12 protein-coding genes and 1 pseudogene are annotated in these 13,077 nt (G+C 72.3%); 10 read left to right on the top strand and 3 right to left on the bottom strand.

What is annotated here, in order from left to right; genetic code table 11:
• The first annotated feature begins 9 nt into the window (after positions 1-9).
• The 5 genes and pseudogenes from AAIL17_RS01070 to ilvA all read left to right on the top strand — a co-directional run.
• Complete coding sequence (locus AAIL17_RS01070) at positions 10-1,725, top strand: dihydroxy-acid dehydratase (RefSeq protein WP_424680952.1); 1,716 nt, start codon at positions 10-12, stop codon at positions 1,723-1,725.
• 51 nt (positions 1,726-1,776) lie between these two features.
• The gene (gene ilvC, locus AAIL17_RS01065) at positions 1,777-2,787 is read left to right on the top strand and encodes a ketol-acid reductoisomerase (protein WP_424680951.1); all 1,011 of its coding nucleotides are present in this window, start codon (positions 1,777-1,779) and stop codon (positions 2,785-2,787) included.
• Between the two features lie 90 nt (positions 2,788-2,877).
• Complete coding sequence (gene ilvB, locus AAIL17_RS01060; protein WP_424680950.1) at positions 2,878-4,719, top strand: biosynthetic-type acetolactate synthase large subunit; 1,842 nt, start codon at positions 2,878-2,880, stop codon at positions 4,717-4,719.
• A gap of 12 nt (positions 4,720-4,731) precedes the next feature.
• On the top strand, positions 4,732-4,968 hold the full coding sequence (ilvN, locus tag AAIL17_RS01055) for an acetolactate synthase small subunit (RefSeq protein ID WP_424680949.1): 237 nt from the start codon (positions 4,732-4,734) through the stop codon (positions 4,966-4,968).
• Positions 4,965-5,960 (top strand): annotated as a pseudogene (ilvA, locus tag AAIL17_RS01050) (threonine ammonia-lyase, biosynthetic); the annotation flags it as partial. The gene ilvN and the pseudogene ilvA, both read left to right, overlap by 4 nt.
• Positions 5,961-6,236: 276 nt before the next feature.
• Here ilvA and AAIL17_RS01045 read toward each other — a convergent pair.
• Positions 6,237-7,352: a GGDEF domain-containing protein gene (locus AAIL17_RS01045; protein WP_424680948.1), complete on the bottom strand. Its 1,116-nt coding sequence runs from the start codon at positions 7,350-7,352 to the stop codon at positions 6,237-6,239.
• A gap of 199 nt (positions 7,353-7,551) precedes the next feature.
• Here AAIL17_RS01045 and AAIL17_RS01040 point away from each other — a divergent pair, with 199 nt between their 5' ends.
• Together AAIL17_RS01040 and ubiA are read left to right on the top strand one after the other, a co-directional pair.
• Positions 7,552-7,722 (top strand): hypothetical protein, encoded by a 171-nt coding sequence (locus AAIL17_RS01040; RefSeq protein ID WP_424680947.1) that lies wholly within the window; start codon positions 7,552-7,554, stop codon positions 7,720-7,722.
• A 270-nt stretch (positions 7,723-7,992) separates the two neighbouring features.
• The gene (ubiA, locus tag AAIL17_RS01035; protein WP_424681112.1) at positions 7,993-8,886 is read left to right on the top strand and encodes a 4-hydroxybenzoate octaprenyltransferase; all 894 of its coding nucleotides are present in this window, start codon (positions 7,993-7,995) and stop codon (positions 8,884-8,886) included.
• 36 nt (positions 8,887-8,922) lie between these two features.
• On the opposite strand, the gene AAIL17_RS01030 is transcribed toward ubiA, so the two are convergent.
• Positions 8,923-9,636 carry a ComF family protein gene (locus AAIL17_RS01030; protein ID WP_424680946.1) on the bottom strand — a complete coding sequence of 238 codons (714 nt, stop codon included), beginning with the start codon at positions 9,634-9,636 and terminating at the stop codon, positions 8,923-8,925.
• Between the two features lie 16 nt (positions 9,637-9,652).
• Entirely contained in the window at positions 9,653-9,859 is a 207-nt protein-coding gene (locus AAIL17_RS01025; RefSeq protein ID WP_424680945.1) for a hypothetical protein, read from the bottom strand.
• A gap of 142 nt (positions 9,860-10,001) precedes the next feature.
• On the opposite strand from AAIL17_RS01025, the gene bioB reads away from it, so the two are divergent.
• The 3 genes from bioB to AAIL17_RS01010 all read left to right on the top strand — a co-directional run.
• Positions 10,002-11,003 carry a biotin synthase BioB gene (bioB, locus tag AAIL17_RS01020; RefSeq protein ID WP_424680944.1) on the top strand — a complete coding sequence of 334 codons (1,002 nt, stop codon included), beginning with the start codon at positions 10,002-10,004 and terminating at the stop codon, positions 11,001-11,003.
• A 6-nt stretch (positions 11,004-11,009) separates the two neighbouring features.
• A complete protein-coding gene (gene bioF / locus AAIL17_RS01015) occupies positions 11,010-12,197 on the top strand; it encodes an 8-amino-7-oxononanoate synthase (protein ID WP_424680943.1) in 1,188 nt (395 codons plus the stop codon).
• A 26-nt stretch (positions 12,198-12,223) separates the two neighbouring features.
• Positions 12,224-13,077 (top strand): sulfurtransferase (locus AAIL17_RS01010; protein WP_424680942.1); only part of this gene is annotated, 854 nt, incomplete at its 3' end.

Below are 13,077 nucleotides of genomic sequence, written 5' to 3'. Positions count from 1 at the left end.
GGAACCTCCATGCGCAGTGACCTGATCAAGCGCGGCCCCGACCGCGCGCCCGCCCGCGCCATGTTGCGCGCCACCGGCCTGGACGACGACGCCATCGCCAAGCCGCTGGTCGCGGTGGTGCACACCTGGTCCAACGTCTCGCCCTGCAACCTCAACCTGCGCGAGCTGGCGGAGGCGGCGGCCGAGGGCATCCGCGCGGCCGGCGGCACGCCGGTGGAGTTTAACACCATCGCGGTGACCGACGGCATCGCCATGGGCACGCCGGGCATGCGCGCGTCGCTGGTCAGCCGCGAGCTGATCGCGGATTCCATCGAGTTGGCAGTCGATGGCCACTGCCTGGACGCGATGGTGGTGCTGTGCGGCTGCGACAAGACCATCCCCGCCGCGGCTATGGCATTGGCGCGGCTGGACATCCCCGGCGTGGCGCTCTACGGCGGCACCATCGACCACGGCCAGCACGAGGGCCACGCGATCACCGTGCAGCAGGTGTTCGAGGCGGTCGGCGCGCACGGCGCCGGACGCATCGACGACGCGCAACTGGCGGCGGTTGAGCGCCACGCCTGCCCCGGCGCCGGCGCCTGCGGCGGGCAGTTCACCGCCAACACGATGGCGATGGTGCTCTCCACGCTGGGCCTGTCGCCGCTGGGCTTCAACGACATTCCCGCCACGCACCCGGCCAAGCGCGCGGCGGCCTACCGCTGCGGCGAACTGGTGATGGAGTGCCTGCGCGACCACCGCACGCCGCGCGCGCTGCTCACGCGCACCTCGCTGACCAACGCCGCGCGCATGGTCGCCGCCACCGCCGGCTCGACCAACGCGGTGCTGCACCTGCTGGCGATCGCGCGCGAGGCAGGCGTGGCATGGACGCTGGAGGATTTCCAGCCGGCCGCCGAGCACACGCCGGTGATCGCCGACCTGCTCCCCGGCGGCCGCTACACCGCGGTGGAACTGTTCGGCGCCGGCGGCAGCGCGCGCGTGGCACAGGAGCTGATCGCCGCCGGCATGCTCGAGGACGTGCCCACCGTCACCGGCCGCTCGCTGTTCGCCGAAGTGGCCGCCGCGCCGCGCGCCGAGGCGCAGGAGGTGGTGCACCCGGTGACCGCGCCGCTCAAACCACGCGGCGGCTACTCGATCCTCTACGGCAACCTTGCGCCGGAAGGCTGCGTGTTGAAGCTTCCCGGCAAGGGCGAGCGCTTCGAGGGCCGCGCGTGCGTGTTCGAGAGCGAGGAAGCCGCCTTTGCCGCCGTGCAGGGCGATGCGATCCGGCCCGGCGACGTGGTGGTGATCCGCAACGAAGGCCCGGCCGGCGGCCCCGGCATGCGCGAGATGCTCGGCGTCACCGCGGCACTGATCGGACGCGGCCTGGGCGACAGCGTGGCGCTGATCACCGACGGCCGCTTCTCCGGCGCCACGCGCGGCTTCATGGTCGGCCACGTGGCGCCGGAGGCGGCGCGCGGCGGGCCGATCGCGCGCTTGCGCGAGGGCGACACCATCGTCATCGATGCGCACCGACGCACGCTCTCCACCACCGCCGATCTCGCCAGCCGACCGTGGCAGCCGGCGCCGCCCAAGGTCACCCGCGGCGCCCTGGCCAAGTACGCGCGGCTGGTCGGCTCGGCCTCCGACGGCGCCACCACCCACGCCGCACTGCCCTGGATCGCCCGCCCGAACGCGGCACGCAGCGCCGAGGAGGCGCGGCGCACGCCTGCCTCCGTCACCGCTTGACCCCTCACTTCCACCCCTCCGATGGGAGGGGCAAACCTTGGAGAACATCGCATGACGACACAAGCATCCAACCCGCTCGCCCACACCCGCATCGCCGTGCTCGGCTATGGCAGCCAGGGCCGCGCGCATGCGCTCAATCTGCGCGATTCGGGCCATGACGTGGTGCTCGGCCTGCGCAAGGGCGGGCCGTCCTGGCAGCGCGCGCAGGCCGAGGGCTTCGCCGTGGCCGAACCGGCCGAGGCGGTGAAGGGCGCGGCGCTGGTCGCCGTGCTCACCCCCGACATGGCGCAGCCGGCGCTCTACCGCGAGGCGATCGCACCGAACATGGCGCCCGGCGCCACGCTCTTGTTCGCGCACGGCTTCAACGTGCACTACGGCCAGATCGAGCCGCGCAAGGACATCGACGTGGTGCTGGTGGCGCCCAAGGGTCCCGGCGCGCTGGTGCGCAGCGAGTACGCGCGCGGCCGCGGCGTGCCTTGCCTGTGGGCGGTGCACCAGGATGCCAGCGGCGCGGCCGCGGCCAAGGCGCGCGCCTATGCCGACGGCATCGGCGGCGGCCGCGCGCTGCTGATCCAGACCGATTTTCGCGAGGAGACCGAGACCGACCTGTTCGGCGAGCAGGCGGTGCTCTGCGGCGGCGCCAGCGAGCTGGTCACCAAGGGCTTCGAGACGCTGGTGGAAGCCGGCTACCAGCCGGAGATCGCCTACTACGAGGTGATGCACGAGCTGAAGCTGATCGTCGACCTGTTCTACGAGGGCGGGCTGACCAAGATGCTCGAATTCGTGTCCGAGACCGCGCAGTACGGCGACTACGTCAGCGGGCCGCGGGTGGTCGATGCCGGCACCAAGGACCGCATGCGCGCGGTACTCGGCGACATCCGCGACGGCACCTTCGCGCGGCAGTGGATCGCCGAGCACCAGGCGGGGCTGCCCAACTACCGGCGCCTGAGGCAGGCCGACCTCGACCATCCGATCGAGAAGGTCGGCGCGGCGCTGCGCGCGCGCATGCCATGGCTGCAGCCGGCGAAGGAGGAGCCGGCGCCGCTCAAGGCGGTGGGTTAGCACGCGGCGCCGCCGCGTGCGCTCGTGCCCCTTTCCCGCGGTGCGGAGAGCGGGGCTTTCCACCGTCTCTTACCCAAGGAGTTGCCCATCGTGAACGCCCAGCCGAACCCACCTGCGATCCACCCGCGCGCCGGCCAGTCGCTGACCGGCGCGGAGGTGATCGTGCAGGTGCTTGCCGACGAGGGTGTGCAGATGCTGTTCGGCTACGCCGGCGGCGCGATCCTGCCGGTGTTCGACGCGCTGTACCGGCACAACGCGGCGCATGCCGGCGAGGATGGCCGCGAGCCGATGCCGCTGGTGGTGCCGGCCAACGAGCAGGGCGCGGGGTTCATGGCGGCCGGCTACGCGCGCGCCTCGGGCCAGGTCGGCGTGGCGATCGTCACCTCCGGTCCCGGCGCCACCAACATGGTCACGCCGGTGCAGGACTGCATGGCCGACTCGATTCCGCTGGTGGTGGTGTGCGGCCAGGTCGGCACGGCGGCCCTGGGCAGCGACGCCTTCCAGGAGGCGCCGGTGCATCACCTGATGGGCGCCTGCGCCAAGCACGTGTTCCTGGTCACCGATCCGGCGCGGCTGGAGGCGACCCTGCGCAGCGCCTTCATGCTGGCGCGCAGCGGGCGCCCCGGGCCGGTGGTGGTCGACTGCCCGAAGGACGTGCAGAACGCCGCGCTGCGCTTCCATGGTGAAGGCGAGCTGGCGTTGCCCGGCTACCGCGCGCGGCTGCGCCGGACCGAGCAGGCCGCGCTGTCCGACGCCGAGTGCGCGGCATTCTTCGAGGCGCTGCTGCGTGCGCGTCGCCCGCTGCTGTACGCCGGCGGCGGCGTGGTCGCGGCGGGCGCCGCGCCCGCGCTGCGCGCCTTCGCCGAAGCGTTCGGCCTGCCGGTCACCACCAGCCTGATGGGCATCGGCGCGGTCGACACCCGCGCGCCGCTGGCGCTGCACATGCTCGGCATGCACGGGACCGCCTACGCCAACTACGCGGTGGAGGACTGCGATTTCCTGTGCGCGTTGGGCGCGCGCTTCGACGACCGCGTGTGTGGCGCACCCGACCGCTTTGCGCCGCGCGCGCGTTTCCTGGCGCAGGTCGACATCGATCCGGGCGAGGTGGGCAAGGTCAAGCCGGTCCACTGGCACCACATCGGCCCGCTGGCGCGCGCGCTGGAACGGTTGACCGCCTGGGGCCGCGCGCATGGCGTGCGTCCCGCGCTCGGCGAATGGCACGCGCACCTCGCGCAACTGAAACGCGAGCACGCGATGGAGTACGACCGCGCCAGCGCGCTGATCCAGCCGCAGGCGGTGCTCGAGGCGGTCGACCGCCACGCGCAGGGCCGCGCCATCGTCAGCACCGGCGTGGGCCAGCACCAGATGTGGGCGGCGCAGTGGCTGTCTTTTCGCGAGCCGCGCCAGTGGCTGACCTCCGGCGCGATGGGCACGATGGGCTTCGGCCTGCCGGCAGCGGTCGGCGCGCAACTGGCGCGACCGGATGCGCTGGTGATCGACATCGACGGCGACACCAGCATCCGCATGAATGCCGGCGAGCTGGAAACCATCGCGCGCCTGGGCCTGCCGGTGAAGGTACTGGTGCTGGACAACGGCGGCGACGGCATGGTGCGGCAGTGGCAGCGGCTCTACTACGGCGGGCGCTTCGCCGCTTCGTCCCGTCCCGGTCACCGTCGCGACTTCGTGCGCGCGGCGCAGGCCGACGGCTTCGCCTGGGCGCGGCGGCTGGAGGATCGAACCTCGCTGGAGGACACGATTGCCGCCTTCCTTGCCTTCGATGGTCCCGCCTTCCTGGAGGTGGCGATCGACCCGGACGCCTGCGTCTATCCGATGGTCGGCCCCGGCGCGAGCTACGCGCAGATGGTCACCGGCCCGCATATCGCCTCGCGCGAAGCCGCCGCGCCGCTGGCCGCGGCCGGCGCGATGTTCTAAAGGGACGCGCCGATGCCGCACACGCTGTCCATCCTGCTGCAGAACGAGGCTGGCACGCTGCTGCGCGTGGCCGGGCTGTTCGCTACCCGAAGTTGCAACATCGACGCGCTCACCGTGCGCGTCACCGAGGATCCATCGATCGCGCGGATGGTGCTTGAAGTGCGCGGCGACGCGCCCGCGCTGGGCCGGCTGGTGCAGAAGGCGCGCCGGCTGGTCGACGTGCTGGAAGTGGAACAGGCGCCGCCGTGACGGAGGGCGACCTTCCCGGCGCCGCCGAACTGCTGGTGCGCGCGCGCCACGCGCGGGTGTACGAGGTGGCGCGCGTCACGCCGCTGGACGTCGCCGCGCAGTTGTCCGAACAGCTCGGCCGCCCGGTGCTGCTCAAGCGGGAGGACCTGCAGCCCACCTTCTCCTTCAAGCTGCGCGGCGCCTACCAGCGCATGGCCACGCTGGATGCGGCGGAGCGTGCGTGCGGCGTGGTCGCGGCTTCGGCCGGCAACCATGCGCAGGGCGTGGCGCTGGCCGCCGCGCGGCTGGGCATCGCCGCGACGGTGGTGATGCCGCGCAGCGCGCCGCGGATGAAGATCGATGCGGTGCGCCGGCTGGGCGGCCGGCATGTCGAACTGCGCCTGGCCGGGGCGAGCTACAGCGAGGCACAGGCGGAAGCGACTCTCCTGGCCTCGCGCACGGGCGCCTGCCTGGTGCATCCGTTCGACGACATGGAGGTGATCACCGGCCAGGCCACCGTCGCGCTGGAGCTGCTCGAGCAATGGCGTGGGCCGCTCGATGCGGTGTTCGTGCCGGTCGGCGGCGGCGGCCTGCTCGCCGGCATGGCAGCGGTGCTCAAGGCGGTGCGGCCGCAGGTGCGGGTGATCGGCGTGCAGGCGACCGACGCCGACGCGATGGCGCGCTCGTTCGAAGCCGGTGCGCCGGTGGCACTGGAGGAGGTGGGCCTGTTCGCCGACGGCACCGCGGTCAAGCAGGTCGGCGCGCTCAACTATGCGCTGAGCCGGCGCCATGCCGACGCCATCGTGCGGGTGGACACGAACGCGATCTGCGCCGCGATCCGGGACATCCACCAGGAGTTGCGCTGCGTGCCGGAGCCCTCGGGCGCACTGGCACTGGCGGGCCTGCGGCAATGGGCGGCGGCGTACGACGGAAGCGGCGCGCTGGCGGCCGTGGTGTCGGGCGCCAACCTGAACTTCGACAGCCTGCGTTTCGTGGCCGAGCAGGTGGCGTTGGCTTGAGCTGGACGGGGGCGAGAAGCTGGTACGCGGCACGCAGGCATCATTTCCGCGAGCCCCGCCCCCTCACCCCAACCCTCCCCGGAGGGGAGAGGGAGCCGGCTGTGGCGCTATGCAGACCCTACGCAATCTGAAGCCCTCTCCCCTCCGGGGAGAGGGTTGGGGTGAGGGGTCGGGGCTCGCGGGGATCTGCGTACGCGCCGTTGGAAAAGCACCCAACAAGCGGAAGGCCGCGTTGTGGACTCGCGCGCGACTGACGCGCCAAGGCACCGCTCAGAACAGGTCGATGCTGCCGGCGCTCACCGCCTCGGAGGCGAGCTCGCCGCGGCCGAGCAGTTCCTCGTAGCCGTGCGTGCGGTTGCGTCCGTGTTCCTTGGCGTAATACAGCGCCTTGTCCGCACGGTCGATGACCGACTCGGGATAGTCGCCCAGCGCGGCGCGCGCGTAGCCCACGCTGACGGTGACGTGCCCGACCAGCGGGAACAGGTAGCTGGCCACGCGCTCGCGGAAACGCTCCAGCGCGGCGCGCGCCTCGGTTTCATCGTGGCCGGCCAGCAGGATCACGAACTCCTCGCCGCCGAAGCGGAACAGCACGTCACCCTGGCGGAAGCAGGCGCGCATCTGCTGGGCCAGCAGCAGGATCACCTCGTCGCCGTAGATGTGGCCGTAGGTGTCGTTGACGCGCTTGAAGTGGTCGATGTCGAAGATCGCCAGCCACACCGCCGGCGCGCCCGGGCCCTGTGCGCGGCGATCATGCGCCCGGCGCGCGACGGCCAGCGGCAGGAACATCCGTTGCAGGTGGCGCTCGAAGGTGCGCCGGTTGTACAGGCCAGTGAGCTTGTCGCGCTCGCTCTCGTTGAGCAGGGTGATGTAGTTGGCATAGATCCGCGCGAAGCCCTCGGCCAGCGCGCGGGCGCCATCCAGCGGCGTGCTGCTCTCCAGCTGCAGCGCGCCCAGCGCGCGGCCTTCGTGCAGGATCGGCACGTACAGCCGGTGGCAGCCGTCCTCGCCGATCTCGACGTGGCTGCGCTGGCTGTCCATGCAATGCCAGACCGGCTGCAGCGAAGGATCGTGCTCGTCCGGATCGCACGCACCCATGACGAAGCCGCCGCCGCCATCGGCGATGCAGCGCACCAGGCTGTCCATGCGGCGGCCGTCGACCGTGCGCTTGCACAGCAGCACCTCGCGCGCCGGCGCCAACTCGGCCAGCGACAGCGCGAGGCTGTGGTCGAGCGCGTCGATGTCGCGGTGGTGGGTGAAGGCGGCGACCGAGTCGAGCAGCCGCGCGTGCGCCGACGGCACCACGGATCGAGGCCCAGGCACAGCCGCCGGCTGTGCGCGCGCCAGTGCGGCGGGCGCCTCTTGCGTGATGTCGACAGCGACGGACATGGGGCCTCCCGGTGGGGCCTGCTCAACCGCCCGCCGCGTCGCGACGGGCTCTCTCGCCCGCTTTATCGGCCTCTGCCCCATGCAACTTGAGCCCGCTGGATCTCTCGCGGCGGGATGCGACCCCGGGCCTCGTCGCGCTCTCACCCGCTTGACGGCGCCTGCGCGACGCTCGGGCTCCACCCACCCACGGAGACCTGCCATGCCGAACAACCCGCAGCATCCGGAACCGCCGATCGCGCAACCCGGCCAGCAGCGGCCGGACGAGGAAATCCGCAACCCCGGGCACGCCAGCCCGGCGCGGGATGCCGATACCGATCCGCTGGGCAGCCCGCTGGAAGAGGACGACCCGCTGGCGCCACCGCCGCCCTGAGTCTTCGAACCATTTGGGAGGAAAGGGCCGGGCGCGGGGCGCGGCTCGCGGCTGGCCCGCCCTTCACCCCCTCCGCCGGGGCATCCGGAAGATCGGGCGAACACGCCGCACCGCTCAATCCCGCCCGTCGGCGCGGGCTAAACTCGCGGCATGGCCCCTCCTCCCCGCAAGCGCCAGCGCCGCACGCCGCCGACCACGGCGCGGCCGCGTCCCGCCGCTCCCGCCGCCCGCCCGGTCCGCCCGGCCGACAGTTCCACCCGCGCCACCCGCGTGCTCGACCTGCTGCTGCGCCGGTTGCCGCCGCGCTGGCGCGAGAAGGCCGCCGACTACCTCGTGCTCACCCGCATGGATCGCCCGATCGGCGCGCTGCTGCTGCTGTGGCCGACCTGGTGGGCGCTGTGGCTGGCCGCCGGTGATTTTCCGCCGTGGGGCACGCTGGTGATCTTCACCCTGGGCGTGTTCGCGATGCGCTCGGCCGGCTGCGCGATCAACGACTTCGCCGACCGCAAGCTCGACCCGCAAGTGGCGCGCACCGCCGGGCGGCCGATCGCCAGCGGCCGGGTCAGCCCGCGCGAGGCGCTGCTCGTGTTCGGCGTGCTGCTCGCGTTCTCGTTCCTGCTGGTGCTGCTGACCAATGCGCTGACCGTCAAGCTCTCCTTCGCCGGCGCGGCGCTGGCGGCGATCTATCCGTTCACCAAGCGCTGGACCTACCTGCCGCAGGTGGTACTGGGCGCGGCCTTCGGCTGGTCGATCCCGATGGCGTTCGCGGCGGTGACCAACACGGTGCCGCCGCTGGGCTGGCTGCTGTTCCTGGGCAACATCCTGTGGTCGGTGATCTACGACACCGAGTACGCGATGGTCGACCGCGACGACGACCTCAAGGCCGGCGCCAAGTCCACCGCGATCCTGTTCGGCGATGCCGACCTGCCGATCCTCGGCATGCTGATCGGCACCTTCCTGCTGGCCATGCTGTTCGTCGGCCAGCGCGCGCAACTGGGCTGGCCGTACTGGCTGGGCCTGCTCGCCGCCGCCGGGCTGTTCGGCTGGCAGCTGTGGCTGATCCGCCGCCGCGCGCGCGATGCCTGCCTGGCGGCGTTCCGCCACAACAACTGGGTCGGCCTGGCGCTGTGGATCGGCATCGTGCTGGCGCTGGCGGTGAAGTAAGGCCCAGGCCTTCGCAGGATGCCGTGGCGCCCGCCATCACCGCCCGCGCGGTGACGGCGCCCGCGCCAATGCCCACACGTCCACCCGCGCGACGCCCGCCCGCCTGAGCACCCGCGCGCATTCGGCCAGCGTGGCGCCGGTGGTCATCACGTCGTCCAGCACGACCACGTGCGCCGGCAACGCCGCGTCCGCCCGCACGGCGAACGCGCCGCGTACGTTGCGCCGGCGCGCCGCGGCATCCAGCTCGGTCTGCGCCGCGGTGGCGCGCGGCCGCTGCAGCAGGTCGTGCCGCACCGGAATCCCCAGCGCGCGACCGAGCGGGCGCGCCAGCTCCAGCGCCTGGTTGTAGCCGCGCTCGCGCAGCCGCGCCCGATGCAGCGGCACGGGCAGGATCAGCGCGGGACGCACGGGCGGCGGTAGGCTTTTCCACAGTGCGCCCAGCGTGCGTCCGGCGGCCAGCTCGCGGCCGAACTTGTAGCGCGCCTCCAGCCGGTCCAGCGGCCAGCCGTAGCGGAACGGCGCCCACGCCGCCTGCCACGGCGGCGGTTTGCGCTGGCAGGCGCCGCAGAGGGGCGTCGGGTTCGGCAATGGCAGCGCGCAACGCGTGCAGCAGTTCGTGTTGCGCGGCAGTTCCGCCGCGCAGGCCGCGCACAGGTCCAGCCCATCGGCGCCGGCATCGTCGCACAGCAGGCAGCGCCACGGCAGCAGCCAGGCGTGCAGGCGGGCGAGTGGTCGGGCAAGCGCATCCATGCGCATCGTGTCGGTCTCAGCCTTGCGGCTTGTACAACGCCGCGTCGAGGATCGACCACAGGTGGACGATCCAGCCGAGCCACACGATCCACAGCGCCGCGGCGAGCACGAACATGATGACCGCCTTGAGCAGCCGACCCTGCACCAACTGGCCCAGCCCGGGAATGAAGAAACTGCACACCGCGGCGATGACGTTGCCGGTGCTGCCCTGACCTGCGCTCATCGGCTTGCTCCATGGGGGTGGGGTGGCACGATGGTAGCGGACCCACGTGCGCGTGCGTCAGTCAACCTTGCTGAAACAGACAAGGTTGACAGGCGAAAGGACCGTTCCCACACTGCCGCGTCCCCACGCGGAGCCGCCGCCAATGATTCCCGCCCCCATCCGCCACGACTGGACGCGCGCGGAAGTCGCCGCGCTGTTCGCGCTGCCGTTCAACGACCTGCTGCACCGTGCGCACACGGTCCATCGCGCGCATCACGACCCGAACGCGGTGCAGGTGTCCACGCTGCTCTCGATCAAGACCGGCGGCTGTCCAGAGGACTGCGCCTACTGCCCGCAGGCGCAGCGCTACCAGACCGGCGTGAAGGCCGAGAAGCTGATGAACGTGGAAGCCGTGCTCGAGCGCGCGCAGGCCGCGCGCGACGCCGGCGCCAGCCGCTTCTGCATGGGCGCGGCCTGGCGCAGCCCGAAGGACCGCGACGTGGCGAAGGTGGCGCAGATCGTTTCCGCGGTGAAGGCGCTCGGCCTGGAAACCTGCGCCACGCTGGGCATGCTGAGCGGCGAACAGGCCTACACCCTCAAGCAGGCCGGGCTGGACTACTACAACCACAACCTCGACAGCGCGCCGGAGTTCTACGGCCAGATCATCCACACGCGCGAGTACCAGGACCGCCTGGACACGCTCGAGCACGTGCGCCATGCAGGCATGAAAACCTGCTGCGGCGGCATCGTCGGCATGGGCGAATCGCGCGGGCAGCGCGCCGGCCTGCTGCAGACGCTGGCCAACCTGCCCGAGCATCCGCAGTCGGTGCCGATCAACCAATTGGTGCAGGTCGAGGGCACGCCGCTGCACGGCACCGAAGCGCTCGATCCGTTCGAGTTCGTGCGCACCATCGCGGTGGCGCGCATCCTGATGCCGGCCTCGATGGTGCGCCTGTCCGCCGGCCGCCAGCAGATGGACGAGGCGGTGCAGGCGCTGTGCTTCCACGCCGGCGCCAACTCGATCTTCTACGGCGAGAAGCTGCTGACCACCGGCAACCCCGACGTCGCCGCCGACCGGGCGCTGTTCGCGCGGCTGGACCTGCATCCGCTCGAGGTGGTCGAGCGCTCGGGCACCGTGCACGCCGATATCCTCGAATCGGCCTGACGCGCCGTGCGCGCGGACCTGATCCAGCGGCTGGCCGTGCGGACGTCCGAACGGGCGCGTGCCGACCTGCTGCGCCGCGCGCGCACCATCGAGCATGCCGAAGGCCCCTGGCTCGAGGCCAGCGGGCGCCGCCTGCTCACCTTCTGCTCGAACGACTACCTGGGCCTGGCCCAGCATCCGCAACTGATCGCCGCGTTCAAGCGCGTGGCCGACGACGAGGGCGTGGGCAGCACCGCCGCGCACCTGGTCTGCGGACATCGCCGCGAGCATGCCGCGCTGGAGGAAGCGCTGGCCGAGTGGACCGGCCGCGAGCGCGCGCTGCTGTTCTCCACCGGCTACATGGCCAACCTCGGTGTGCTGCAGGCGCTGCTCGGCCGCGGCGACGTGTGCGTGCAGGACAAGCTCAACCATGCCTGCCTGCTGGATGGCGCGATGCTGGCCGGCGCCACGCTGCGCCGTTATCTGCATGGCGATGCCGCCGCCGCGGCGCGCCAGCTGGCCGGCGAACCCGGCACGGCCGCGCTGCTCGCCACCGACGGCGTGTTCAGCATGGACGGTGACCGTGCGCCGCTGCGTGCGCTGGTCGCGTCGTGCCGGCGCGAGGGCGCCACGCTGATGGTCGACGATGCGCATGGCCTGGGCGTGCTCGGTCCCGAGGGCGCCGGCAGTGTCGCCGAGGCGGGCCTCGGCGCGCACGAGGTGCCGGTGCTGATGGCCACGCTGGGCAAGGCGCTGGGCACCCACGGCGCGTTCGTCGCCGGATCGACCGAGCTGATCGAGGGCCTGACCCAGTTCGCCCGCACCTACGTCTACACCACTGCGATGCCGACGGCGCTGGCCGCCGCCACGCTTGCGGCGGTGCAGTTGGCACGCACGGAAAGCTGGCGGCGCGAAAAACTCGTTGCGCTGATCGCCCGCTTCCGCGCCGGCGCCACACAACTGGGTCTGCCGCTGGCCGCCTCGGACACGCCGATCCAGCCGCTGCTGCTGGGCGACGCCGCCGGCGCGCTCGCGGCCGCACGGGCACTGGAGGCGCACGGCGTGCTGGTGACAGCGATCCGCGCACCGACGGTGCCGGCCGGCCAGGCGCGGTTGCGCATCACGCTGAGCGTTGCGCACGAAGAGGAACACGTCGATCGCCTGCTCGACGCGCTGGCGGCCCTGCCGCGGGCCGGCGCCGAGGCGCCGGTATAATCGTCGGCTCGCCGCATCCTGCCCGCATGATCGTCAACGTCGCCGCCTACCGTTTCGTCCCGCTCGCGGACCTGCCCGCGTTGCGCGATGCCCTGCGCACGCGCGCCGAAGCGCTGGCGCTCAAGGGCACCATGCTGCTCGCGCCGGAAGGCATCAACCTGTTCCTGGCCGGGGGGCGCGATGCCGTCGACGAGTTCCTTGCCTGGCTGCGCGAGGACTCGCGCTTCGCCGGCCTGCCGGTGAAGGAGTCGCTCTCCGACGCCGTGCCGTTCGGACGGCTGCGCGTGCGGCTCAAGCGCGAAATCATCACCCTGCGCGCGCCCGTCGCGCCGCACCAGGGCCGCGCCCCCGCGGTCGAGGCCGCCACGCTCAAGCGCTGGCTCGACCAGGGCCATGACGATGCGGGCCGCGAGGTCGTGCTGCTGGATACGCGCAACGACTACGAGACCGACGTGGGCCGCTTTGCCGGAGCGGTCGACTACCGCGTGCCGAGCTTCACCGCGCTGCCCGCGGCGGTGCTGGCCGATCGCGAGCGCTATGCCGGCAAGGCCATCGTGTCCTACTGCACCGGCGGCATCCGCTGCGAGAAGGCGGCGTTGCACCTGGCCGAGCAAGGCCTGGGCGAAGTGCTGCAGTTGGAAGGCGGAATCCTGAAATATCTGGAGGAGACCGACGGCAGCCATTGGGAAGGCGACTGCTTCGTGTTCGACGGGCGTGGCGCGGTCGACAAGGCGCTGCAGCCCTCGCCCTTGCTCCCTCTCCCCTCCGGGGAGAGGGTTGGGGTGAGGGGACACTCTTGCGGGGAGCCCGCTTCGGGCGTCTCTCCACCTACCACCCTCCCTGCGAGCCGGGGGGGGGGGGGGGCCACCCCCTCCCCCCC

Source organism: Frateuria sp. YIM B11624, from assembly GCF_049727805.1.
Taxonomy (GTDB): Bacteria; Pseudomonadota; Gammaproteobacteria; order Xanthomonadales; family Rhodanobacteraceae; genus Frateuria_A.
The sequence above is the reverse complement of the archived record's forward strand: the minus strand, read 5'-3'. Positions and strand labels throughout refer to the sequence as shown.

Excerpts from the sequence above, each read along its gene's own strand:
- AAIL17_RS01070 (WP_424680952.1), top strand. The coding sequence starts at position 10 with ATGCGCAGTGACCTGATCAAGCGCGGCCCCGACCGCGCGCCCGCCCGC.
- ilvC (WP_424680951.1), top strand. The coding sequence starts at position 1,777 with ATGACGACACAAGCATCCAACCCGCTCGCCCACACCCGCATCGCCGTG.
- ilvN (WP_424680949.1), top strand. The coding sequence starts at position 4,732 with ATGCCGCACACGCTGTCCATCCTGCTGCAGAACGAGGCTGGCACGCTG.
- AAIL17_RS01045 (WP_424680948.1), bottom strand. The coding sequence starts at position 7,352 with ATGTCCGTCGCTGTCGACATCACGCAAGAGGCGCCCGCCGCACTGGCG.
- AAIL17_RS01040 (WP_424680947.1), top strand. The coding sequence starts at position 7,552 with ATGCCGAACAACCCGCAGCATCCGGAACCGCCGATCGCGCAACCCGGC.
- AAIL17_RS01030 (WP_424680946.1), bottom strand. The coding sequence starts at position 9,636 with ATGGATGCGCTTGCCCGACCACTCGCCCGCCTGCACGCCTGGCTGCTG.
- AAIL17_RS01025 (WP_424680945.1), bottom strand. The coding sequence starts at position 9,859 with ATGAGCGCAGGTCAGGGCAGCACCGGCAACGTCATCGCCGCGGTGTGC.
- bioB (WP_424680944.1), top strand. The coding sequence starts at position 10,002 with ATGATTCCCGCCCCCATCCGCCACGACTGGACGCGCGCGGAAGTCGCC.